Source organism: Spiribacter halobius, from assembly GCF_020883455.1.
Lineage (GTDB): Bacteria > Pseudomonadota > Gammaproteobacteria > Nitrococcales > Nitrococcaceae > Sediminicurvatus > Sediminicurvatus halobius.
This window is the reverse complement of record NZ_CP086615.1, coordinates 1,351,408-1,372,540: the sequence shown is the minus strand read 5'-3', so window position 1 is coordinate 1,372,540 and position 21,133 is coordinate 1,351,408. Positions and strand designations below refer to the sequence as shown.

General features: G+C 68.7%; 18 protein-coding genes. 5 read left to right on the top strand and 13 right to left on the bottom strand.

The window, feature by feature from the left end; genetic code table 11:
* Nucleotides 1-146: 146 nt before the first annotated feature.
* Nucleotides 147-281, bottom strand: coding sequence for a hypothetical protein (locus tag LMH63_RS19380; RefSeq protein ID WP_255414636.1), 135 nt, complete (start codon nucleotides 279-281; stop codon nucleotides 147-149).
* Between the two features lie 70 nt (nucleotides 282-351).
* On the opposite strand from LMH63_RS19380, the gene LMH63_RS06230 reads away from it, so the two are divergent.
* Complete coding sequence (locus LMH63_RS06230) at nucleotides 352-825, top strand: Crp/Fnr family transcriptional regulator (protein WP_109679505.1); 474 nt, start codon at nucleotides 352-354, stop codon at nucleotides 823-825.
* Nucleotides 826-1,120: 295 nt separating this feature from the next.
* Here LMH63_RS06230 and LMH63_RS06225 read toward each other — a convergent pair whose 3' ends face one another.
* From LMH63_RS06225 to LMH63_RS06200, 6 genes are all read right to left on the bottom strand, one after another.
* On the bottom strand, nucleotides 1,121-2,863 hold the full coding sequence (locus LMH63_RS06225; protein ID WP_109679506.1) for an NAD-binding protein: 1,743 nt from the start codon (nucleotides 2,861-2,863) through the stop codon (nucleotides 1,121-1,123).
* A gap of 16 nt (nucleotides 2,864-2,879) precedes the next feature.
* A complete protein-coding gene (locus LMH63_RS06220) occupies nucleotides 2,880-3,263 on the bottom strand; it encodes a DUF6394 family protein (protein WP_109679507.1) in 384 nt (127 codons plus the stop codon).
* A 271-nt stretch (nucleotides 3,264-3,534) separates the two neighbouring features.
* Entirely contained in the window at nucleotides 3,535-3,675 is a 141-nt protein-coding gene (locus LMH63_RS06215) for an entericidin A/B family lipoprotein (RefSeq protein WP_199225711.1), read from the bottom strand.
* Nucleotides 3,676-3,709: 34 nt separating this feature from the next.
* Nucleotides 3,710-4,675: a GGDEF domain-containing protein gene (locus LMH63_RS06210; protein WP_158280420.1), complete on the bottom strand. Its 966-nt coding sequence runs from the start codon at nucleotides 4,673-4,675 to the stop codon at nucleotides 3,710-3,712.
* A 188-nt stretch (nucleotides 4,676-4,863) separates the two neighbouring features.
* The gene (locus LMH63_RS06205; protein WP_229332782.1) at nucleotides 4,864-5,283 is read right to left on the bottom strand and encodes a DUF2141 domain-containing protein; all 420 of its coding nucleotides are present in this window, start codon (nucleotides 5,281-5,283) and stop codon (nucleotides 4,864-4,866) included.
* 211 nt (nucleotides 5,284-5,494) lie between these two features.
* Entirely contained in the window at nucleotides 5,495-5,905 is a 411-nt protein-coding gene (locus LMH63_RS06200) for a hypothetical protein (protein WP_109679510.1), read from the bottom strand.
* 393 nt (nucleotides 5,906-6,298) lie between these two features.
* On the opposite strand from LMH63_RS06200, the gene LMH63_RS06195 reads away from it, so the two are divergent.
* Nucleotides 6,299-6,697, top strand: coding sequence for a phasin family protein (locus LMH63_RS06195; RefSeq protein WP_109679511.1), 399 nt, complete (start codon nucleotides 6,299-6,301; stop codon nucleotides 6,695-6,697).
* An 80-nt stretch (nucleotides 6,698-6,777) separates the two neighbouring features.
* Here the strand turns inward: LMH63_RS06195 and LMH63_RS06190 are convergent, their stop codons facing one another.
* Nucleotides 6,778-8,823 carry a CocE/NonD family hydrolase gene (locus tag LMH63_RS06190; protein ID WP_109679512.1) on the bottom strand — a complete coding sequence of 682 codons (2,046 nt, stop codon included), beginning with the start codon at nucleotides 8,821-8,823 and terminating at the stop codon, nucleotides 6,778-6,780.
* Between the two features lie 513 nt (nucleotides 8,824-9,336).
* Here LMH63_RS06190 and LMH63_RS06185 point away from each other — a divergent pair.
* Nucleotides 9,337-9,996 carry a hypothetical protein gene (locus tag LMH63_RS06185; RefSeq protein WP_109679513.1) on the top strand — a complete coding sequence of 220 codons (660 nt, stop codon included), beginning with the start codon at nucleotides 9,337-9,339 and terminating at the stop codon, nucleotides 9,994-9,996.
* Between the two features lie 42 nt (nucleotides 9,997-10,038).
* Here the strand turns inward: LMH63_RS06185 and LMH63_RS06180 are convergent, their stop codons facing one another.
* From LMH63_RS06180 to LMH63_RS06160, 5 genes are all read right to left on the bottom strand, one after another.
* Nucleotides 10,039-11,280: an efflux RND transporter periplasmic adaptor subunit gene (locus LMH63_RS06180; protein WP_109679514.1), complete on the bottom strand. Its 1,242-nt coding sequence runs from the start codon at nucleotides 11,278-11,280 to the stop codon at nucleotides 10,039-10,041.
* A 17-nt stretch (nucleotides 11,281-11,297) separates the two neighbouring features.
* Nucleotides 11,298-13,667: an ABC transporter permease gene (locus tag LMH63_RS06175; protein ID WP_109679515.1), complete on the bottom strand. Its 2,370-nt coding sequence runs from the start codon at nucleotides 13,665-13,667 to the stop codon at nucleotides 11,298-11,300.
* Complete coding sequence (locus LMH63_RS06170) at nucleotides 13,664-14,323, bottom strand: ABC transporter ATP-binding protein (protein WP_109679528.1); 660 nt, start codon at nucleotides 14,321-14,323, stop codon at nucleotides 13,664-13,666. Before LMH63_RS06170 ends, LMH63_RS06175 begins: the two co-directional genes overlap by 4 nt.
* A 279-nt stretch (nucleotides 14,324-14,602) precedes the next feature.
* Nucleotides 14,603-16,615 (bottom strand): FUSC family protein, encoded by a 2,013-nt coding sequence (locus LMH63_RS06165; RefSeq protein WP_109679529.1) that lies wholly within the window; start codon nucleotides 16,613-16,615, stop codon nucleotides 14,603-14,605.
* A 181-nt stretch (nucleotides 16,616-16,796) separates the two neighbouring features.
* Complete coding sequence (locus LMH63_RS06160) at nucleotides 16,797-18,956, bottom strand: copper-transporting P-type ATPase (RefSeq protein ID WP_442777723.1); 2,160 nt, start codon at nucleotides 18,954-18,956, stop codon at nucleotides 16,797-16,799.
* A gap of 563 nt (nucleotides 18,957-19,519) precedes the next feature.
* Here LMH63_RS06160 and LMH63_RS06155 point away from each other — a divergent pair.
* Entirely contained in the window at nucleotides 19,520-20,575 is a 1,056-nt protein-coding gene (locus LMH63_RS06155; RefSeq protein WP_109679516.1) for an NAD(P)-dependent alcohol dehydrogenase, read from the top strand.
* 72 nt (nucleotides 20,576-20,647) lie between these two features.
* The gene (locus tag LMH63_RS06150; protein ID WP_109679517.1) at nucleotides 20,648-21,067 is read left to right on the top strand and encodes a universal stress protein; all 420 of its coding nucleotides are present in this window, start codon (nucleotides 20,648-20,650) and stop codon (nucleotides 21,065-21,067) included.
* The last annotated feature ends 66 nt before the right edge of the window (nucleotides 21,068-21,133 follow it).

The window sequence follows — 21,133 nt, the reverse complement described above, 5'->3', positions numbered from 1 at the left end:
TCGACCGGCGCCCGGAAATCAGGCGGATCGAAAAGCGCCGCGCACCACCCCATCCAGTGAACATCCCTGCAACCGTAAATAGGATCTCTCACAATGGCGCAACAGACTCAGGGCGAGCCCGCCCAGCTGTTTCAGCGCTGGTTGGATCAGGCCGAGAGCCTGGGTACAGCCCCATGCAGGCTGTCGTCGTCGAGCGTCGGCGGCGGGTAAAATAGGGCGACGTCATCGCAGGGTCGCCGGACGGTGGTGCTGTCGGTGATGTCGGCGTCTTCCGAGGTCACCAACCGCACCGGCAGCGCGCGGAGAAAGGGCGTAGCGTGCGGAGATGACCTCAGCCACGGGAGACAGGCCATGACGGACGATGCCATCGAATCGCGCCTCAGGAGCAATCCCTTCTTTGCCGGGCTGGAGCCGGAGGATCTGCCGCGCCTCGCCAGCCGCGCCACCTGGCGGACTGTGCCGGCGAACGGCATTGTCTTCGAACATGGCGACCGCGCCGGCAGCTTCTTCCTGCTCTGCGAGGGCGCCATCGTCATCGAGGTCCCGGCCATCTCCGGCCCCTCGCTCGAGGTCCAGAGGCTTGGACCGGGTGATGTGCTCGGCTGGTCCTGGCTGATCCCGCCCTATCGCTGGAGCTTCCAGGCCCGTGCCGAGGGTGAGACGGCGCTGATCGAGTTCGACGGGGAGGCAGTGCGGGAGGAGTGCGAGCGCGACCCCGTGTTCGGGTACCGGGTGCTCAAGCGCTTCTCCTCGCTGATGTCCGAACGACTCGAGGCCGCACGCCTCAAGATGATGGAGGAATGGAATCCGCCGGGATTCGCGTGAACCGCCGTCGCAGGGGCACCTGGCCGACGCACGGGACTCCCGGGGATTCTCCGACGCCGCCAGCGGCACCCGAGCCTAAGCACTGGCAGCCGCTCGCGCAGGCATAGCCGAATCTGCGGGCGGGTCTCCTTGAGCGCACCGCACGAGGGGATACCTTTACGCTTCCGGACCCCTCCACGGTGGCGGAATCCGACGCCACCGTGCCCCGCGGCTGCTGCTGCACGCTCGCAGCGGCCGCGATGAAACACCGACCGAGCGCCGTGCCTGCGGGAGATGCCAGTCGACGGCGCAATGGCTACGCACGCCGGTGTTCCGGCACGCGCCGCTCGGCGAGCCGGCGCCAGAGCCAGCCGTCCGGGCGTTGCTCGCCGGTCATCACGTAGCGGAAGACATCGAGGTTATTGACTGTCCACGACAGCGGGCCAAGGGCATCCGCGCGGGCGCAGATCAGCACGGTATCCCCGATCTCCAGTCGGACGCCGGGCTCGGGCAGGAGCGTGAGCTCGCCGTCGCGCTCCAGCATCAGCACCTCGGCCGGCAGCGTCTCGTCCCGCTGCCGGGGATCCCGCAGCAGGGCCTCCAGGGTAACCGGCCGGCGCGGCAGTGCGTCGGCCACCGCCGGCATCTCCTGCGGCCCCACGGTGAACGCGCGGATGCGCGGCGTTTCGGTGCCCATGAGCTGCTGCCAGTGCTCCAGCAGCTCACCGATGCGGGCGTCGTCGTAATCGCGCAGGCGCCGCAGGAACTGGGGGAGGCGTGGCGTACTGAGCACCCGCATGATGCGCAGGGCGATGATCCCACTCGGCTCCATGATCATGTCGAGCTCTGCGGCCTCGAACACGCGGCGGTTGGCGCGGGCATTCAGGCGGGCCGTGATGAACAGCTCGGGACGCAGTTCCCGCGCCGTCATTACGATGGAGAGATTGTCGGCGTCGTCGTCGGTGCCGGCGATCACCCCGACCGTATCCTGCCCCTCGATACCCGCCTGCTTCAGGGTCTCCGCCTCCGTTCCCTTGCCCGGCACATGCGGCTGGTCGGCGGCCATCCATGCCGGCTTCTCCGCGGACACCAGCACCACCTCGGTGTCCGTCGGTGCCAGCCGCTGGCACAGCCGCTTGCCGAGACGTCCGGGTGCACACACGATCCAGCGCCCCGGCGGCGGCAGGCGCTCGCTTGTCAGCGGGATTTCCGGTCGCGGACTCATCCACTCGTAGACACGGTGCAGGCGCGGTGACTCGATCGCCATGGCGAAGCCTCCGGCGAACGTGTCGAACGCGCTCACGATGTAATCCGTTCCGAAGGAGGCCATGTTGGCGTGGGTCTCGTCGTTCCCCGAGCGCGCGATTACCGGCAGCGACGGGTTGAGCAGCTTCGCCGTAATGGCGATCTGCAGGTTGGCATGATCGTCATCGGTGACCGCCAGCACCGAGCGGCAGTGCGCCTGGGTGATGCCGGCGGCCAGGAGGTTGTCCACATTGCTGTCGTCGCCGCTGAAGCGCGGCACGTAGGAGCGCAGATCCTCGATCCCGAGCTCGTAGGTGTGCCCCTCCACCCGCTCCAGCACCACGGCACGCCCGTCGCCATCGGTGATCTCCTGGACGAGCTGGGCGCCGGTATCGCCGTAGCCACAGACCAGATGGAACGGTTCCGCAAGGCCCTGCACCTGGTGGCGGAAGCGGTTCCAGGTCACCGCCTGCTGGAAGGCCGGGTCCCGGACCAGCCCGACGATCGTGCCGATGGCGTAGAACCAGGCAATCACCACGAGGTACAGGCTCAGCGTCATCCACAGGCGCTGGACGCCGGAGTAGGCATGGGGGATCTCGCCGAATCCGATGGTGGTGGCCGTGTAGCTCACCACATAGAACGCATTCAGAAAGTCCATCCGGTACGGCGTGCCGTCCGCGCTGGCGCCGGGAATGAGCACCAGGCCGAGCACCGAGACCGAATAGCTGACGATCAGCGTGATGAGCGGCGCCCGCATGCGCCGCAGCACCATGGGAACAACGCTGTGCCGGCGCAAATGCAGCAGTTGTTCCATGGCCCGGGGCGCCCCCTCAGCGGTGCATGCCGACGGTCTCTACGATGAGTATGGTCACCGAGGCCAGGTTGGCCAGCAGTGCCCCGCCGGACAGGGACACGATGCTGGCCATGACCGCCGAGGTCATGCCCACCTCGGAGAGGGACATGGCCGCGCCCCAGAGCACGGCCGCGGCGATCAGCTGCAGGTCCGCCACCAGGCTCGACGCGAGCAGGACAGCACCGATCTGCGTGCGCTCGCCGAACTTGAGCACGGTGGCGATCAGGCTGACCAGCAGCGCCGCAAAGAGCTCATAGACGTTGTGATGATCGGGGTTATCGAACTCCCCGAGGAAGAATCCGAAGTTGAGTGTCAGCGCCAGCAGGATGAAGAATCCGAAGATGACCTTCTCGAGATTCATAGGCCCGCGCCTCCACTGCCGGATCGCCGCCGGCTCGCCCTGTCCGCGCGCAGGCTGCCTGCCGCCCGCGCCCCCGTCCCGGCAGTCTAGAGGTTTGTCCCGGAATCCGCCGGATGCAGGCATATGCGAGCTTCAGGCGGCAAGCCTGGCACTTCCCCCGGCCCGGTTGGCTACGTCCGGGGTTTGCCGAGCCGTCTTCGCGATCACGCTCACGACAGCGGCCCGCAATCGATCAGCCCGGGCGGAGGTCGGGGAAGCCTGCGAGCAGTCGTTAATCGCTAGCCTCCTCCTCGATCGCCTGGCCTGTACTCTCGATGTCCTTACCCATGCCTTCCATGGTGTTGCAGCCCTGGATCGCCACGATGAGCAGCATCAAGAACGCTATCGATGCCCTGAGCAGATTCTTCCTCATGATTCAGTTCTCCTGGTCTGATGTAAAACTTGGGCTACGCGGGCGTCACCGCGCAGACCACGTTGCCCGAGTCACGGTTGCGCGCCGTGTGCATCGCGACGCTGGCCCGCCGAAATACCCGGCCGACGCTATCCGCGTCGCTCGGGTACACGGCCACGCCTATCACCACACGCGGTCGCACGGACGCACCGGGGAAAGCGATCGCCTCGGCCAGCGCGTGATTAACGTGCTGCGCAGCTCGCAACGCGTGGACAGGCAACTCCAGGCGCTCCAGCACGACCCCCAGGCGATCCGACCCCAGGCGGGCCACGCTGTCATAGCTGCGCACTCCGTGCTGTAGACGTCGCGCGATCACGGCAATGGCCTCTTCGCCGACGGATTCGCCATCTTCGCTATAAGCGGTCCCGATGTTGTCAAGCTGCACGATCAGGCAACCGACAAGCTCCTGCCGGGCGTCTGCAGTGCGCAGCGCTGCCGCGAGGCGCCTGGAGAAGTACCGGCGCGCGCCGAGGCCGGTCACCGGATCCTCTCCCGACACGGCACCCGTGCCCTCCCCCTTGGGCAAGGGCGTGAAGACCATGAGCAGATTGGCTGCGTCACCCGCCTCGAGACGCAGCACCCAGGCCATGGCCGGGGCGCGCTCCCCGTCGGCGTTGAGCAGAGATACCGCCATGTTCCCGGGCCGCTCCTCGCCTGCCACCGACTCGGCAACCCGGGCCGAGTCGTCCGCGTCCGCCAGCACGTCCCGCAGACAGGCGTCATCGAGCTCCCCGGGCAGGTAGCCCAGTGCCATCTCCAGGCCACGGGAGATGGCGGAAAGACGCCAGTCGGCCAGACGCACGATGGCGACGGCCGCTGTGGGTCCGAGGTGAAGGTTTCGGATCAGGGTCTGGCCTTCCTCGCCGGCGATGGTGTTGCTCGATTCCGGGGCGCCAGGGCCGCTCGCGTCGCCGCGGTCGGAGGACTTCGATGTTGGCTGTCGACGGCGAAGCGCTTTCATGGCGTGCATCCAAGACGTGGCACCTGCGCGGATGAAACCGCAGTCGGCACACCCAAGTCTGTTCGCCGGCGCACGCACTGCCCCAACTGGTTTACTCAGTGGCGGGGAACTCCGATAGCACCCCGTGGCTTTCACCGAATCCATTAAGGAAGCGTCGATCAACTCCCTGTTATTCCTGCAGAGTCCGCTCAGTAATTCAGGCTGATTCTCAGATCCAGGCTTCGCCCATCGTACGAAAAGCCGGCGGCATCAAAGGAAGGTGCGCTCATAAAGGCGGTTGCGTCGTTCGAGAAACCATAACCTTCCCGGGGCACCCCCAGCCAGTTGGTGCCAAGCTTGCCGTCCATGTTCTCGTCATGAATGACAGCCAACGCGTACGTTCCCGGCGGAATGCCCATAAAGTCGCAACGCGCCTGCGTGTCGCGAATCTTCATTATCATGACTTTCGTCGCGGAGCGCAGGAATTCCGTAGGGAAACCCTCTGGCGAGTCGAAGAGCGCGCAGGCGACAGTTCCACTACTGTTTCTGATATCCAGAACCGCCACGTGAATTGCACGGCACGACGACTGGGCAAAAACGGCAGTGGGCAGACTCGCAAACACCAACATTGCGCACAGCGCTATAGACCGAACTCCCATGGCTTACCCTCGCGACGGCGGACCTCCTGCGATGGAACCGCAGGCAGAGCATCGAGGTCCGTTCGCTGCCGCACATGCCGCCGAAGCTCTTCGCCGATCCCTCAACGCGGCTACCGCTCTGAGCACCCACGCCCGCTGGCGGCTGGGACCCGGTGGCAAGCAAGGCCATCGGGTCCGTGTCTCAGTTTCGCTCCGCGTGTTCAGCGGCGCCCGGGTTCCTTCGGATCGTTCTCGCCAGCCCCCTGCAGGCCCCCGGCGCATCCACCAGTTCCGTGAAGCCGACCCTGTTCACGTAGTCGCTGGCCTGCTTGAGGGCCTGACGACAGCGGTCGCCGTCTGCCGATTCCAGTCCGGCAAGGGCAGAGGAGATCTCGCTGTTCTCGGGGGAACGGCGCACGTGGTCGGCCAGTGCCTCGAGCAACGCTGCTGCCGCAGCAGAGATATATACGTCCTGCCGGTTGGCCGGGGCAGCCGCCATTTCCCGCCGGAACCGCGCGGTCCTCGTTATCGTGCTCACAATGCTTTCCCGGATCGCATCTACGTTGCTCATCGAGTCGTCCTCGTTCCTCAAATCCTGGGCCACGGCGGCCATTGCCTCCAAAGGCATCGTCCCGAGGCGCTCGCCACCGAGAGAAGCAGAAGTAACGGTTAAGCCTTGCCTTCTTGCCTCTACGCGTGGCCGTGCGTCGCATCGCACCTCACCCCCGGAACCGATCAGCCTTGATGCTGCCCTTGACGGTGTCCCGCTGTCTGTGCGCGTGCGAACGCGACCGGATGAGGCGATGCCCGCGCTTGCAGCCATGCCCCGCCCGAGGTCGGACGCCGGCGCGGTCACGGCAGACTGCGGAGTCCAGCCAGGTGCGCCACCGCACCGACAAGGCGGTCGCCAAGCCCCCACGCTGGGATTCTGGTGCCGCCCAGCGCGACCTGCGCTCCAAACGCAGGAATGCTCGGGGCACTGCCTTCAAACCGAGGAGAAGCCGTGATGACCAACGATACCGTTGACCAGATGAACCGCCAGATCGAAGACACCGTTGCCGGCCCGGCACGGACCTACGCCAGCCTGGTGCTGGACCACGTCGAGCAGCTCGCCAGCCTGCAACTCGAGGCCGCCAGGGCCTATACCGAAGCCGGTCTGCAGCAGGCCCGTGCGGCACTGGAGGTAGCAAACCCCGCAGACCTCCAGTCCTATGTCGAAAATCAGCAGAAAGTGGCCAGGGTGTTGAGCGAGCGCATCAAGGGCGACGTCGAAAAGGTCGCGGCCTTGAACCAGACCTTTGCCCAGAACGCTCAGAAGCTCACGCAGGACAGCGCCGGGAAGGCATCCACGGCTGCGGAGGAAGGTACCAGGCAGGCGACCCGGACTGCCGCCAAGAGTCAGTAGGCACCGAGTCATGGACCTGTCGTGGGGAAGCCGCCAGCGCGGATCGAGGCCGGGCGCGGGCCGCGACCGGCGGCGAGGCCCTACCGCAGACGCCGCGGGATGGTCTCGTTGAAGATGCGGCTGAACACGCGGCTCTTGCCCTCCCAAGCGTCCAGGCTGGCATTGATGTAGAAATTCTCGGTATCGCAGGTGAGCAGCGTCCGGGTCTCCACGGTGATCTGCCAGTCACCGCGGCGCAGCTTTCTGGTGGTGCACACCTCGCCGCTCGGCGAGGTGAAGTCGTCGCCGCGGGAGCGGTATCGCTCGGTGGCACGCTGGGTGACGGTCAGATCGATGCGGGGAATCCGGTAGGTGCCCTCGTCAGCGATGACTTCCAGGGTGGATTCCTCGCCGGCCAGATCGTGGTGGATCCACCAGTTGTGGTGCTCCGGCTCAACGACCTCGCGCGCCGGGGCGCGGGCGCTCTCGGGCCCGGCGAAGGCCCGAATGCCCTCGGCCTCCTCGCCGCGGGAGCTGCGCACGGGTAGCCGCAGGCGGCTGTCGGCGGGCCACACGGTAAGGCGCACGGGTTCCGGCGGCGTCCAAGCCAGCGGCCAGTAGGAGGTGGAGACGGAGAGACGGATGCGGTTGCCGGGCTGGAAGGCGTGGGCACACACCTTGAGCGGCACGCGCACCTGATAGCGCCTGCCGGCCTCCAGCGGGTCCGGTTCGGCCTGGCTGGAGCGCTGGCAGAGGTTGAGCAGCCCGTAGCTGACGCGCGTCGCCTTGTCGTCCGGGGCGATGTCGGACAGACGCAGCGCCACCATAGCCACGGGCCGGTCCGAAGCCAGCGTCAGCTCCACTGACGGAGCGCCCAGAATCTCCAAAGCCGATTCCAGGGGCTCGGAATCGAAGACCAGCGACCCGCCGTCCTCGTCGCGCTGGTCATAGGGATGATCCGGGGCGGCGCCATAGGAGCACCACTTGCCAGCAAAAAGCCCCACGCGAAGTGGGGACTGGACGGTCAGCGGCCGGGCCGCCGCCGGAGCTTCCGCACCCGGCGGCAGCAGGGCCTTGCCGGGTGCCGGGCGCCAGTCCTGAGCGGCGACGTTCGGGGAAGGCCAGGCGGGCTCGGTGCGCCAGTATCCCGGGCGCTCGGTCCGGCTGCTTGCCCGCGGTGGGCTGGCCGTCTGCATCCAGATCCGCAGGGCCGGGTCTTCCATAACGCCGGTCTCCTCGCCCTTGAGCCACTGGTCCCACCAGCGAAGGCATTCCTGCAGAAAGCCGATGCTGGCGCCGGAGCGGCCGAGGTGGGGATAGACGTGGCTCCACGGTCCCACAAGGCCCCGAACGGGGCTCTTGAGATGCTCCAGCAGCCGGAAGACCGGATTGGTGTATCCGTCGGCCCAGCCACTGACGATCAATACCGGCGCCTCGATGGCGGCATAGTCCTCGCAGACCGAGGCATGGCGCCAGTATTCATCCCGTACCGGGTGCGCCATCCATTGCCTCAGCCACAGGCCACTGCCGTCCAGGCGCTCGTGCCACATCCTGCGCCATCGCTGGCCCACGACCTTGGGATCCGGCGGCAGGGCGTTCAGGGAGAACATAACCGCAGCCCAGGAGAGGTTGTCGTTGAGCAGGCAGCCGCCCATGTAGTGCACGTCGTCGTTGTAGCGGTCGTCCGTGGCGGCCACGGCAACCACGGCCTTGAGCTGACGAGGCCGGCGGGCGGCGATCTGCAGGGCATTGAAGCCGCCCCAGGAGATGCCGATCATCCCCACCTTGCCGGTGCACCAGGGCTGGACTTCCAGCCAGTCCAGGATGTCCTCCCCGTCCTCCTGCTCCTGCAACAGGTATTCGTCCTCGAGCACGCCTTCGGAGTCGCCGCTGCCGCGCATGTCGACGCTCAGGCAGGCATACCCGTGGGCCGCGAAGTAACCGTGGTTGGCCTGGTCGCGCTGGCGCCGGAGGTCCCGGCGGCGGTAGGGGATGTACTCCAGGATGGCGGGGACCGGTGACTGGTGGGCGTTCCGGGGTCGCCAGAGCTTCGCCGCCAGTCGGCAGCCGTCACGCATGGGGATCCAGACGGTCTCCCGGGTCAGGATCTTCTGCGGGAGGTCACGTCGGGTCTTGAGGGCGGCCATGGAGGTTGCCTGCGGTATCACCTGCCTGGCGCGATGATGCCAGCTCCAGCCCCGCGACGTCCGCGGCAGCAGTGATCGGCAAGCCTCTTTTGCACTCACGTCGTGGCGATGAACCACGAGCTCGTCAACGAGCCGCGCAAGCTCGTCGAGAGCAACGGCAAGACGCCTCCGAGGCGGCCACCGCCACCCAGGTCGTACCGTTCACGGTCGAGACCTCCGCCGATGGCCCACCGGAATGGCGGGAATGCCGGTCAACGTACAGCATGCCAGACATGGCCCGATTGACGGCGATCAACCGGCCGCACCGTTTCTTTGACCGGAGTCAATGGCGGTGCGCGCGCCCCGTGTATTCATAGAGGTTGCAGTCGGCCCGCCACGCCCGGGCCTTCCCGGCCCCCTGTCATCGAAGCCGAGCGCGGGACCGGAGACTGCACTAGCCGGCGGCGGCCTGCATCCGCCCTGAAGGGAACGCGTAGGGGCACAGTTCCCCGGGGGCGCAAGGAGGGTATCGCAATGGAATGGCTGGTGAAGACGGTACTGGCCGCGGCAATCTCATTCCTGGTGCCGTGGCTGCTGAAACGCCTGCTCCCGGCATCAGGGGCCGACCCCCGCAGCACCGGACCGGCGACGACTGCAGGTAAAGGCTTCCCCTGGCTCGCCTGGATCGGGGCGCTGGCGTTGGCCGGCGGGCTGAGCGGGATCATCAGTGGGGCCATGGGGCTCATCCTCGGCGGCGTCGCCAACTGGTCGGTCCTGGGGGCAACGCTCGGCATAGTCCAGTGGTACTTTCTCTCGCGCCGCTTCGACGTCGGCCCGTGGTTTGCGCTGGCAAGCTGTCTGGGGTGGGCGACTTTCGTGTTCCTGCAGCCCTTGGGCCATCCCACCTGGGCCGTCGTGGGCCTGCTGGTAGGGTTGCTGCAGTGGCTTGGCCTGCCCCGTGGGATGACCGGTGCGCTCTGGTGGATACCGGCCAGCGCCCTCGCCTGGTTCGCGGGCGGCATGACCGGTCTCGGCGTGGGCATGATGGTAGCTGGCGCGAGCCATTTCGCAATCGGCTGGATCGTCGGCTGGACCTGCGTGGGGGCGGTGGGTGCAGCGGTGCTGGCCCTGCCCCTGAGCCGGATGTGGCGCGGCGACGCCCGGGACGGGCTCGGGGCGGCGTCGGAATCCTGAGCGGATTGCGCCGGACCGGCGCCTGACTCCGACCCGTGTTGCTCAGCGACTCACGGCTGCGGGCTGGTGGGACGCCCGCGCCACGACGCGCACCCCGTCCTCGACCTGCCCGTCCGGATAGGCGACCACCTGATCCCCCGCGGCCAGCCCCTTGAGGATCCGGGCGTGCACGCCGTCACGCTGACCCACCTCAACCGGCTGCAGCGTGGCCACTCCGTCGGCGACGCGGTAGACCGCCCACCGATCACCGGTGCGCACGAGGCTGGCGTCGGGCACCTGCAGCACGTCGTCTGCCCGCAAGACCTCGAAGGTCACCTCCACGCGGTAGCCGTCGGCGAGGTTACGCCAGAGCGCCGGCGGCGAGAGGATGTCCACGATCACCTTGACCCGCTGCTCCTCAACCCCGAGTGCGGATACCTTGGTGAACGCGCTCGGCTCCACATGCCGGACCACGCCGTCGAGCGCTTCATCACCGCCCCAGCGGTCCAGCGTCACGCGGGTACCGGGCTCGATCCGCACGGCGTCGGAGGAGAGGACATCCACTGCCACCTCGAGCGCGCGTGGATCGCCCACCTCGATGAGCGCCTCGCCCGCGCTCACCACACCCTCGCTGCGGTGGTGCACGCGCAGCACGCGGCCACTCACCGGTGCCTCCAGCTGAATCAGCGGCTCCGGATCGGCCTCGGGGCGAGCAGCGGTGTAGCGAAGCGCCGTGCGTGCCGCCTCCAGCTCGAAGCGGGCCACCTCGACGCCCAGACGGGCGGAACGCAGATCGGCCTCGGCGCGCTGCCAGGCCGCTTCCGCCTGGTCCAGCCGCTCCCGGGCGATGTCCCCGGCCTCGACCAGCGCACGCGCCCGCTCGAGGGCCCGCCGCGCGAGCTGGGCGTCCGCCTGCGCCGCGCTCTCCCGCTGCCGGGCAGCGCCCAGGGTGGCCTGTGCCGCCGCCACCTGTGCCTCGGCGCGGGCCTGGGAGCGCGGGTCCAGCACCTGGGAGGGCAATGGGTCGAGGCCCGCCAGCACTTCGCCCTGCGTCACCGCGTCACCGACTTCCCACGCAATGCGTCGCGCAAAGCCCGCCACCGGCGCCGAGACGACGTAGCGATCCCGCACCTGAGTGCGGCCCTCTTCGGTGACGGTGAGGGTGAACGGTCCCCGCACCGCCGCCGCGAGCTCCACGGGCACCGGCCGCGGCCAGAAGCCATAGACCAGCGCCGCCACGACGGTGACCGCGAGCAACAGCGGCCCGATCAGCGAGCGCCCGAGACGGATTCCCTGGAAACGCATCCGCTATCCCCCTCGTTCTATTCCCTCGTCTTGAGCACGGCGATCAGGTCCAGCCGCCCCAGGCGGCGCCGGACCAGCAGGCCCGAGACCACGGCCGTCCCGAGAATCACGGCTGCCGCCAGTGTGTACGTGTCCGCCAGCACCACCACAGGAAGCCGGTAGTTCTGATCCCACATCGCCGCCGCCAACACATGGCAGAGACCGAACCCCACCAGCATCCCGACGGGTATCGCGAGCAGCACCAGCACCGCGAGCTCGCCGAGCAGGATGTAGGCGACCTCGTGACGGGTGAAGCCAAGCACCCGCAGGCTGGCGAGCTCGCGGCCCCGTTCCATGAGCGTGATGGTGGCGCTGTTGTACACCACGCCCAGGGCGATCGCGCCGGCCAGCAGACCGGTAATGAAGGTGGTGAACAGGAGCGTGGCAGCGCGTTCACTGTAGAAGTTCTCGATCTCGAGCAGCCGGTCGCCGACCCCGGTGACTACCGGCGAGTCCCTGAGGGCCGCCAGCACGTCATCCGCCAGGCTGCGGTCGATGCGAAGCACGGCCCCGGTCACCACCGGACCGTCCCCGAGGAGGCGGTTGATCGCTTCCAGACTCATGTAGCCGCTCATGCCGAGGTACTCGCCCACCGTCGCCACCACCGGCACGGTGCGCACGGGCAGGGCCCGCTGGAGCGGCTCCAGCGCCACGCGATCACCGACGCTGACGCCGAGACGCGTCGCCAGGAAGTCGGTGAGGACAATGCCGCGCGGAGGCAACGGGACCTCCCGGCCGTCCCGGTCGATGAGGCGGCTCAACCGGGCGTCCGGATCGCGCGCCTGGATGACCGTGCGCTCGCTGCCGCCGGGCCCCAGCAGCCGCACCGGGACCTGCCGGATGCCCTCCGCGTAGAGCACGCCCGGTGTGGCCGCGAGGGCATGGAGGACACTCCGACCCCGCTCGTCGATGAGCGATACGCTGAGATCCTGGTGCTGGGCCCGCTCGAAGCGCTCCTGCACGACGTGGAAGAAGGAGTCGCCCATGAAGCTGGTGAGCAGCATGGTCCCGGTGGCCAGCGCCACGCCAAGCAGCGTAACGCCCGAGCGCAGCGGCGCGCGCTCGATGTGTCGGGCCACCATGCGCGTGGGCTGACCCATCCAGCGCTGCAGGCCAAGCCGCTCGACCAGCGAGCGACGGTAGAGGCGTGGCGCCTCCGGTCGCATGGCCTCGGCCGGCGGCAGCCGCACTGCAGCACGGATCGCACGCAGCGCACCGAGCAGTCCGGCAGCCAGCATCAAGCCGGTGGCGGCGAGCGTCTCCGCCAGCGGCATGCCGCCGAGCAGCTCGGGGAAGTGGTAGAAGCGCGCGTAGAGGCCGGCAAGCTGGCCGGTCAGCCACCAGCCGGGCGGAGCCCCGATCAGGGCACCGACCAGCACCACACCGGCGATCAGCTCGCCATAGTGCAGCCCCACGGCCAGATTGGAGTATCCGAAGGCCTTGAGCAGCGCGATCTGCTCGCGCTGCCCGTGGACGACACGGCTGATGACCACATTGAGCAGGAACGCCGTCACGCTCAGGAACACCACCATGAACACGCCGCCCACGACCCGCAGCGCCCGGATCTCGTCGGTGACGGCCTGATAGGAAAGCTGCTCGGTGCGCGGATACGCACCGCCACCCCCGTAAGGACGGAGGACGCGGTCCACGGCCGCGATGACCCGCGGGACCGGCGCGTCATGGCCCAGCGCCAGTGCAGCGCTGTTGAAGGCGCCGTTCATGTCATAAGCGTCCGCAAGCGCACGCTCAGGCATCCACAGCACCCCATGGCGCCTTGGGTCCGGCACCAGGCTTCCGGGGCTCACCTGGATCACGTACTCCGGTGCCACACCGAGCCCGGTGATGGTGAGCCGCTGACGGCGGCCATTCAGGATCATGCCGAGGTGCGCGCCGGGCCGGAAGCCGTGAGCCCGGGCGAACGGCACGCTGACGATGGCCTCGTCCGAGCGTTCCGAACCGGGCGCGCGGCCCGACATCACGCGCAGCCGGTTCAGCCGCCCGGTGCCGTCCGCCGGCAGGGAAAGCACCTCGGCGGATACGGGCTCCCGGAACCCCTCGATCTCCAGCTTCGCCACCGCCCGTATGCGGCCCTCTACACGCTCGACGCCGGAAATCTCCGCCAGACGCGCTAGCACCGAGCGCGGCGCGCGCTCCAGCTCCACGAAGACGTCCGCCAGCCGCTGCTCGGCGAAAAAGGCGTCCCGGCTCTGGCCCAGCATGCCGACCGTGGCCGAGAGCATCACGAGCGTCGCCACGCCGGCGGCAACCACCAGCGCCACGGCAATGGCCTGGCCACGCATGCGCCAGAGATCCCGCAAGAGCTTGCGGTGCAGGGCCGAGAGGCTCACCAGGACAGCTCCGCCGGGGCGCGCACGCGGGCGTTGCGGCGCACCTCGGTCACCTCGCCATCGCTCATCTGCACGACGCGCGCGGCCATCCCGGCCACGACGGCGTTGTGGGTGATGAGTGCCGTCGTGGTGCCGAGCTCCCGGTTGACCCGCTCCAGGGCCTCCAGCACCAGCACGCCCGTCTTCGAGTCGAGGGCCCCGGTGGGCTCGTCGCAGAGCAGCACGGCCGGATTCTTGGCGATGGCCCGGGCAATGGCCACCCGCTGCTGCTCGCCGCCGGAGAGCTGGGCCGGAAAGTGATTGCCCCGCCCTCCAAGCCCCACCAGGGCGAGCGCCTCCTCCGGGCGCATCGGATCGCGGGCGATCTCGGTGACGATCGCGACGTTCTCCAGCGCCGTGAGGCTCGGAATGAGGTTGTAGAACTGGAAGACGAAGCCGACGTGATAGCGGCGGTACTCGGTAAGCTCAGCCTCGCTCGCCCCGGTGAGGTCCCAGCCGCGGTACTCGACCGCGCCGCTTGTGGGCAGATCCAGCCCGCCGAGGATGTTCAGCAGCGTCGACTTGCCGCTGCCGGAAGCCCCGAGCAGAACCATGAGCTCGCCTGCGTAGAGGTCCAGGTCAACGCCCCGCAGCGCGTGCACCGAAACCTCACCCATGCGGTAGACCTTGGTGAGCTCCCGGGCCCGGAACACCCGCGCGCGGGAATCCCCGTCACTGGCCGGCTCACTCACAGGGCGCACTCCGGTGGCTGTCGTCGTCACCAGACTCTAGCAGCGGCACCTGAAGGGCTCTTGACCGGCGTCAGGGTCCGCAGGATGGCCAGCACCGGGCGCCAGGCATGGGCCCCCCATCCCCGTCCGCTGCCCCGACTGCCGCCGACGGGGGCACTCGGGAGAGGTCCTGTCACGACATCCCGGGCACCTGGTGTCCGGGGATCAGGACCGGGCTCTGTCGATGACACTGACCGCCCCGGGCGACGCAGCCGGCGGCACCGTGGCGGCCAGTCGCTCGAGAGTCAGTGCCAGGCGCTCGAGGCTGCCTTGGATCAGCGCACGGCCATCGCTGTCGATGCGCCCGGAACCCTCCAGCGCCGCCAGCAGGCGCGCGCTGCGCTCCCGAAAGGCACGGGTCTGGCGGCCGCGGCTGGCACGGCGGTAGGCATGGGCCAGCGAGCGCTGCCACTTGCGCGCCATCTCGCGCACTTCGGGGGTGTCGTCGGCCGCGAGCTGGCGCTGCAGGCGCAGGGAGCTATGGCCCAGGTTGAGGCCGGTCAGGCCGAGGTCGGTGAGGTGCCGCTCGCGCTCGGGGAGCGCCCGATCATAGGCCGACAGCCGCATCAGGCGCTCCGCCATGCGTGCGTCGAACCACTCCTCGCCCCCGGTCCGATGGGGATCCCCAAGGCGCTGGAGGTCACGCGTCGTGCTCGCCACCAGCCGGCGGCGCATGATGCGCGCCCCCGGCTCGTTGATCAGGCGGAACACGAGATAGACGAGCGCGATCGCTATGAGGATCGCGAGAGACAGGCCGGCGAACTCCCGGGCGTCGAATGCCATCTCGCCCCCCGGCCGGATGAGCAGGATGTACGGGATGGCGAAGCCGATGCCGTAGTGGCGGGTGTCCGGATCCGGGATGGCGAGCAGGGCGAAGAACAGCGGCAGCGCAAAGATCGCCACCGCCGGTGCCAGCCCCTGGGGGGTCTGCGCGATCAGCCACGGCGCGACCGCCCAGGCCGCCGGTACGGCGATCAGCGCGCCGACGAGCAGGCGCCGCATCGCCGCGGGCGGCGACGGCAGGCGGGCGAACATGATCGAGAAGATCACCGGCAGGATCATCAGCACCACCGCGGCCGGGGAGCCGGTCACGAGCCACGCCCCGGCTCCGATCAGAAACAGGAAGGTCGTGCGCGCCCCGGTCACCGCGCCGATCAGCGGATCGCGATAGGGGACCAGGGCCGGTGCCTTCAGCAGCGCGCGATCGCTGGTCTCGATGGCGTGGTTGGCCCGGAGCACGATGATGAGATCCCCGACCAGCGTGCGCATCAGGCGGAAGAGCATGCGCTCCACCGGCGTCGTGCGCTCCGTCTCGGCCGGTTTCTCCTGCAGCTCGCGCCGGAGCGCCTGCGCGATCCGCCGCGCCCGCGCCTCGGAACGGGTGGCCCGCATCTGCTGAATGGCCTGCCGCAGCCGGTCGAGTGCGGCGTCCAGCTCGGCGCCGATGAGCTCCGGATGGCGTCGCCGGAAACGCCCGAACACCTGGACCGTGGCCATCAGCGCCAGGGCCTTCTGGCAGAGGCGACTCACCGCCCGCGCGCGGCCCGGACCGTCCGGCCCTTCGAACAGCGCCGCACTGGCGTCATCGCTCAGCGCGACGATGGTCTGCAGCACGGCGTCGGCGCTGCGATGGCGCTGGTTGCCGGAGCTCTCGGCCGTGAGCTCCAGATCCAGGTAGTCGAACAGCTCGTTGATGCCGTTCCGCGCCAGGCGCATCAGTGCCTGCTTGACCCGTACCGGCCACAGCACGCTCGAAGCAAACGTCGCGCACACCGCACCCACGATGATCTCGCTGACCCGTGCCTCGGCGATCCGGAACAGCGAGCCGCCCGCCGCCGCCGCGGGATCGAGCATGGTCAGCGCGACCACCAGCACGGCCGTCACGCCCGCAATGGCGAAGCCGTAAACCACGTTCAGACGGCGCAGCAGCGCCGAGGCCACGGCGTTGGCACCGACCCACACCGCCAGCGCCACGACCGCCAGTACCGGGTAGGGCATGAGCACCAACAGGATCCCCACGCCGACAGCACCACCGGTCAGCGTGCCGAGTATCTGGAAGATGCCCTTTTCGATGACCAGCCCCGTCTCCGGGCGCACCTGCAGGAACACCGCGGAAATCAGGGCCCAGTAGGGGCGCTCCAGCTCGAACAGGGTCGCCACCGCCATCGCGAGACCCATGGCGATGAGACTGCGCGCGGCGAAGGCAACGGCGCCCCGGTCCGGCAAATGGGCACGGATCGAATGACTATGCGCTATCACGCTCGCCAGCTTAGCCGCATTGCCGCGCCGGGGCCCGGGTCATCAGGCGACAGTACGGCCCCCGCCCGGGCGTCACCGTCCGGCGCGGCCGCGGCCTGCGTCAGATCTCCCGACTGCGGAGCCGCAGCGCGTTGCCCACGACGGAGACGGAGCTGAACGACATCGCCGCCGCCGCGATCATCGGCGAAAGCAGGATGCCGAAGAACGGATACAGCACGCCGGCGGCCACGGGTACGCCGAGGCTGTTGTAGAGGAATGCGAAGAACAGGTTCTGCTTGATGTTGCGCATGGTGGCGCGGCTGAGCCTGCGGGCCCGCACAATGCCCATCAGATCGCCCTTGACCAGGGTCACTCCGGCGCTCTCCATGGCCACGTCCGTGCCGGTGCCCATGGCGATGCCCACCTGGGCCTGCGCCAGCGCCGGGGCGTCGTTGATGCCATCCCCCGCCATGGCGACGAAGCGGCCCTCGGCCTGCAGCGCCCTGACCTTGTCCGCCTTCTGCTCCGGCAACACGCCGGCAATCACCTCGTCGATGCCGAGGCGCCTGGCCACCGCCCGGGCGGTGGTCTCGCTGTCGCCGGTGAGCATGACGATACGGATACCCTCGTTGTGCAGGGCCTCGATCGCCTCCGGCGTCGTCTCCTTGACCGGATCAGCCACCGCCACCAGACCGGCCGGGCGGCCGTCCACGGCCACGAACATCACCGTCTGGCCTTCCGCGCGCATGGTCTCCGCCTGGCCGGCCAGCGCCTCCGATGCCACCCCCAGGGCCTCCATGAGGGCCTGGTTGCCGAGCGCCACGTCGTGTTCGCCCACACGCCCCTGCACGCCCTTGCCGGTGACGGATTCGAAGTCGGTATAGCGATCGGGCCGCACGCCGCGCTCCTCGGCGCCCTGCACGATGGCTGCCGCCAGCGGGTGCTCGCTGCCCCGCTCCAGGGTGGCGGCGAGCCGCAGGACCTGTTCCTCGCCGAAGCCCTCCGCTGCCGCCACGGCCTGCAGGCGGGGCCGGCCCTCGGTAAGCGTGCCGGTCTTGTCCACGATCAGCGTGTTGACCTGCCGCAGGGTCTGGATGGCCTCGGCATTCCTGAACAGAACGCCTGCCGACGCGCCCTTGCCGCTCGCCACCATGATCGACATGGGCGTGGCAAGCCCGAGCGCACACGGGCAGGCAATGATCAGCACCGCAACGGCGTTGATCAGGGCATAGGCCATGGCGGGCTCAGGCCCCCAGATGCCCCAAGCGATGAAGGTGATCACGGCGACCACCACCACCGTGGGCACGAACCAGGCAGCGACCACGTCCACCAGGTTCTGGATCGGGGCGCGGCTGCGGCTCGCCTCGGCCACCATCTGGACGATCTGCGAGAGCAGCGTGTCGCTGCCTACGCGCTGCGCCTCGATCACCAGTGAGCCGGTGCCGTTGACCGTCGCCCCGATGACGCCATCGCCTTCGCCCTTCTCCACGGGGATGGGCTCACCGGTGATCATCGACTCGTCCACCGACGAGTTGCCCTCGACGACGACGCCGTCCACCGGCACCTTCTCCCCCGGGCGGATGCGCAGCCGATCCCCGATCTGCACCTGCTCGAGCGGGACGTCCTCCTCGCTGCCGTCGGCGTTGAGCCGGCGTGCGGTCTTCGGCGCGAGCCCGAGCAGCGCCCTGATCGCCGCATTGGTGGAGCTGCGCGCCCGCAGTTCCATTACCTGCCCGAGAAGCACAAGGGTCACGATCACGGCAGCGGCCTCGAAGTAAACCGCAACGGTGCCACCCTCGTGACGGAAGGACGGCGGGAAGATACCCGGCAGCAGCGTCGCGACCACGCTGTAGGCGTACGCCACACCGACGCCGAGGCCGATCAGGGTGAACATGTTGAGATTCCACGTGGCTACCGAACGCCAGCCACGAACCAGAAACGGCCAGCCACTCCAGAGCACGACCGGGGTCGCCAGCGCCAGCTCGAGCCACACCCGGATCCCGTGGGGTACCAGCGCATCCATGGATACGCCGGGAACCATGCCACCCATCGCGAGGATGACCACGGGGATCGTGAGCGCGACGCCGACCCGGAAGCGCCGCGTCATGTCCTCGAGCTCCGGGTTCCCCGCCTCTTCCGCGGTGACCTGACGGGGCTCCAGCGCCATGCCGCAGATGGGGCACTCGCCCGGCTCATCGCGCACGATCTCCGGGTGCATGGGGCAGGTCCACTCGGTCCTGGTGCTGGCCGGCGCCTCGGGCGTGACTGGCTCCAGGGCCATGCCGCACTTCGGGCACTCCCCGGGACTGTCCGAGACAACCTCCGGATGCATCGGGCAGGTATAGCGCCCCTTCACGCCCGGCTGCCGGCGCTCGCGCGGCTCGTGCCCCCCTCGGTTCGACGCAGCCGCCGTGGCTGCGGAGCCATGGTGGGCGTGCTTTCCATCGTGCCGTCCGGCCATTGCATCGTCTCCCTTGAGCGCCTTTCCCACCCCTCCCGGGGTGGGTATTGTACAGTCAACCTAAGTCTCCGTCCGCGGACGGTCAAGGGGATCGTCACGACGGCAGCCCTACGCCAGCCTCCGCGGCAAGCCAGTTCCGGAACGCACTGACCGCCGGGCGAAACCGGGGAAACGAGGCACCCGCTCATGGATAACCGCGCTGTCCTTGCCGAGCGTCAACTCCCCACCGCGCGCTCGGGTGTTCAATGGGGGCCACTCGCCCGCAACCCTGCACCCGTGCATGGGCGTCGGACAGGCCATCGCACTGGCCCTGGAGCCGGCATAGCCGGGCTCTGCGGGAGGTCCCGCATGGTCAGGATCATTGATCAGCTGAGGAGGCAGCCATGGGCAGCATGAAGGCCGCGGTGTTCGTCGAGCCGGGACACATCGAGATCCAGACGCGCCCGATCCCCGAGATCGGCCCCACCGATGCGCTCCTGCGGGTGACGACCACCACGATCTGCGGGACCGACATCCACATCCTCAAGGGCGAGTACCCGGTGGAGCCAGGCCGGATCGTGGGTCACGAGCCGGTGGGCGTCATCGAGAAGCTGGGTCAGGCGGTGACCGGCTACGAGGTCGGGCAGCGCGTGATCGCCGGGGCCATCACCCCCTGCGGCCAGTGCAATGCCTGCCAGGAGGGCATCTCCAGCCAGTGCGGGGGCAAGGCGATGGGCGGCTGGCAGCTCGGCAACACCATCGACGGCTGCCAGGCCGAGTACGTTCGCATCCCTCACGCCCAGGCCAACCTCACGCCGGTGCCCGACAAGCTGCACGACGAGCAGGTCCTGATGTGCCCGGACATCATGAGTACCGGCTTCGGTGGCGCCGAGAGCGGGCATATCCGCATCGGCGACACCGTCGCCGTGTTCGCCCAGGGGCCGATTGGCCTGTGCGCCACCGCCGGCGCGAAGCTGATGGGGGCGACACGGATCATCGTCGTCGATGGGGTTCCGGAGCGCCTGGAGACGGCGAAGAAGCTCGGCGCGGATGTCACCATCAACTTCCGCGAGCGGGATCCCGTCGAGGCCATCATGCAGCTGACGGAGCAGCGCGGCGTGGATGTCGCCGTCGAGGCGCTCGGGCTGCAGGAGACCTTCGAAGCCTGCCTGCGCGTGCTCAAGCCGGGCGGGACACTGTCCAGCCTGGGCGTTTACTCCGGCAAGCTCTCCATGCCGCTGGATGCCATCGCCGCGGGGCTGGGGGATCACACGATCGTGACGACCCTCTGCCCCGGGGGCAAGGAGCGGATGCGGCGACTGATGGCGGTGGTTGCGGCCGGCCGCGTCGACCTCACCGCGCTTGTCACCCATCGCTTCCGGCTGGACGAGATCGCCGAAGCCTACGATCTCTTCGGCCACCAGCGGGACGGCGTACTCAAGGTGGCAATCACCCCCTGAGGCGAGCCACCGTCGGCCTACCGGGCGCCGGGCACCCACGCAGAATCATCCGACAACACGGGACGGACCATCATGTACAACACCATCATTGTTCCCATCGAGCTCACCCACAGTGAGCGAATTCAGCCCATGCTCTCGGCAGCGCGCACGCTCGCCAGCGAGAACGCCCGGATCGTCCTGGTCAGCGTGGTCGAGGACATGCCGGGTTACGTGGCGTCGCAGATCCCTTCCGGGGTCCTCGCGCACCAGGAGAAGGAAGTGCGGGACCGGCTTGAAACCATCGCCGGCGAGACCGGCTTCCGGACCGACGTGAGCGTGCGGACCGGCAAACCGGCCCGCGAGATTATCGCGGCGGCGAAGGAGAACGACGCGGATCTTATCGTGATCGCGTCGCACCGGCCGGGGTTCGGCGACTTCCTGATCGGATCCACCGCCGCCGATGTCGTGCGCCACGCCCCGTGCTCGGTGCACGTCGTGCGTGAAATCGGCTGACACCGGGTGCTGGCGCGCTGCCCGCCCGCTCGGTGAAATGCCCAGGGGCGGCGGCGCGCTCCATTC

Excerpts from the sequence above, each read along its gene's own strand:
- LMH63_RS06160 (WP_442777723.1), bottom strand. The coding sequence starts at position 18,956 with ATGGCCCTGGAGCCAGTCACGCCCGAGGCGCCGGCCAGCACCAGGACC.
- LMH63_RS06230 (WP_109679505.1), top strand. The coding sequence starts at position 352 with ATGACGGACGATGCCATCGAATCGCGCCTCAGGAGCAATCCCTTCTTT.
- LMH63_RS06205 (WP_229332782.1), bottom strand. The coding sequence starts at position 5,283 with ATGTTGGTGTTTGCGAGTCTGCCCACTGCCGTTTTTGCCCAGTCGTCG.
- LMH63_RS06170 (WP_109679528.1), bottom strand. The coding sequence starts at position 14,323 with ATGGGTGAGGTTTCGGTGCACGCGCTGCGGGGCGTTGACCTGGACCTC.
- LMH63_RS06215 (WP_199225711.1), bottom strand. The coding sequence starts at position 3,675 with ATGAGGAAGAATCTGCTCAGGGCATCGATAGCGTTCTTGATGCTGCTC.
- LMH63_RS06200 (WP_109679510.1), bottom strand. The coding sequence starts at position 5,905 with ATGGCCGCCGTGGCCCAGGATTTGAGGAACGAGGACGACTCGATGAGC.
- LMH63_RS06195 (WP_109679511.1), top strand. The coding sequence starts at position 6,299 with ATGACCAACGATACCGTTGACCAGATGAACCGCCAGATCGAAGACACC.
- LMH63_RS06220 (WP_109679507.1), bottom strand. The coding sequence starts at position 3,263 with ATGAATCTCGAGAAGGTCATCTTCGGATTCTTCATCCTGCTGGCGCTG.
- LMH63_RS06155 (WP_109679516.1), top strand. The coding sequence starts at position 19,520 with ATGGGCAGCATGAAGGCCGCGGTGTTCGTCGAGCCGGGACACATCGAG.
- LMH63_RS06210 (WP_158280420.1), bottom strand. The coding sequence starts at position 4,675 with ATGAAAGCGCTTCGCCGTCGACAGCCAACATCGAAGTCCTCCGACCGC.
- LMH63_RS06165 (WP_109679529.1), bottom strand. The coding sequence starts at position 16,615 with ATGGGTCTCGCGATGGCGGTGGCGACCCTGTTCGAGCTGGAGCGCCCC.
- LMH63_RS06190 (WP_109679512.1), bottom strand. The coding sequence starts at position 8,823 with ATGGCCGCCCTCAAGACCCGACGTGACCTCCCGCAGAAGATCCTGACC.
- LMH63_RS06150 (WP_109679517.1), top strand. The coding sequence starts at position 20,648 with ATGTACAACACCATCATTGTTCCCATCGAGCTCACCCACAGTGAGCGA.
- LMH63_RS06185 (WP_109679513.1), top strand. The coding sequence starts at position 9,337 with ATGGAATGGCTGGTGAAGACGGTACTGGCCGCGGCAATCTCATTCCTG.
- LMH63_RS06225 (WP_109679506.1), bottom strand. The coding sequence starts at position 2,863 with ATGGAACAACTGCTGCATTTGCGCCGGCACAGCGTTGTTCCCATGGTG.
- LMH63_RS06180 (WP_109679514.1), bottom strand. The coding sequence starts at position 11,280 with ATGCGTTTCCAGGGAATCCGTCTCGGGCGCTCGCTGATCGGGCCGCTG.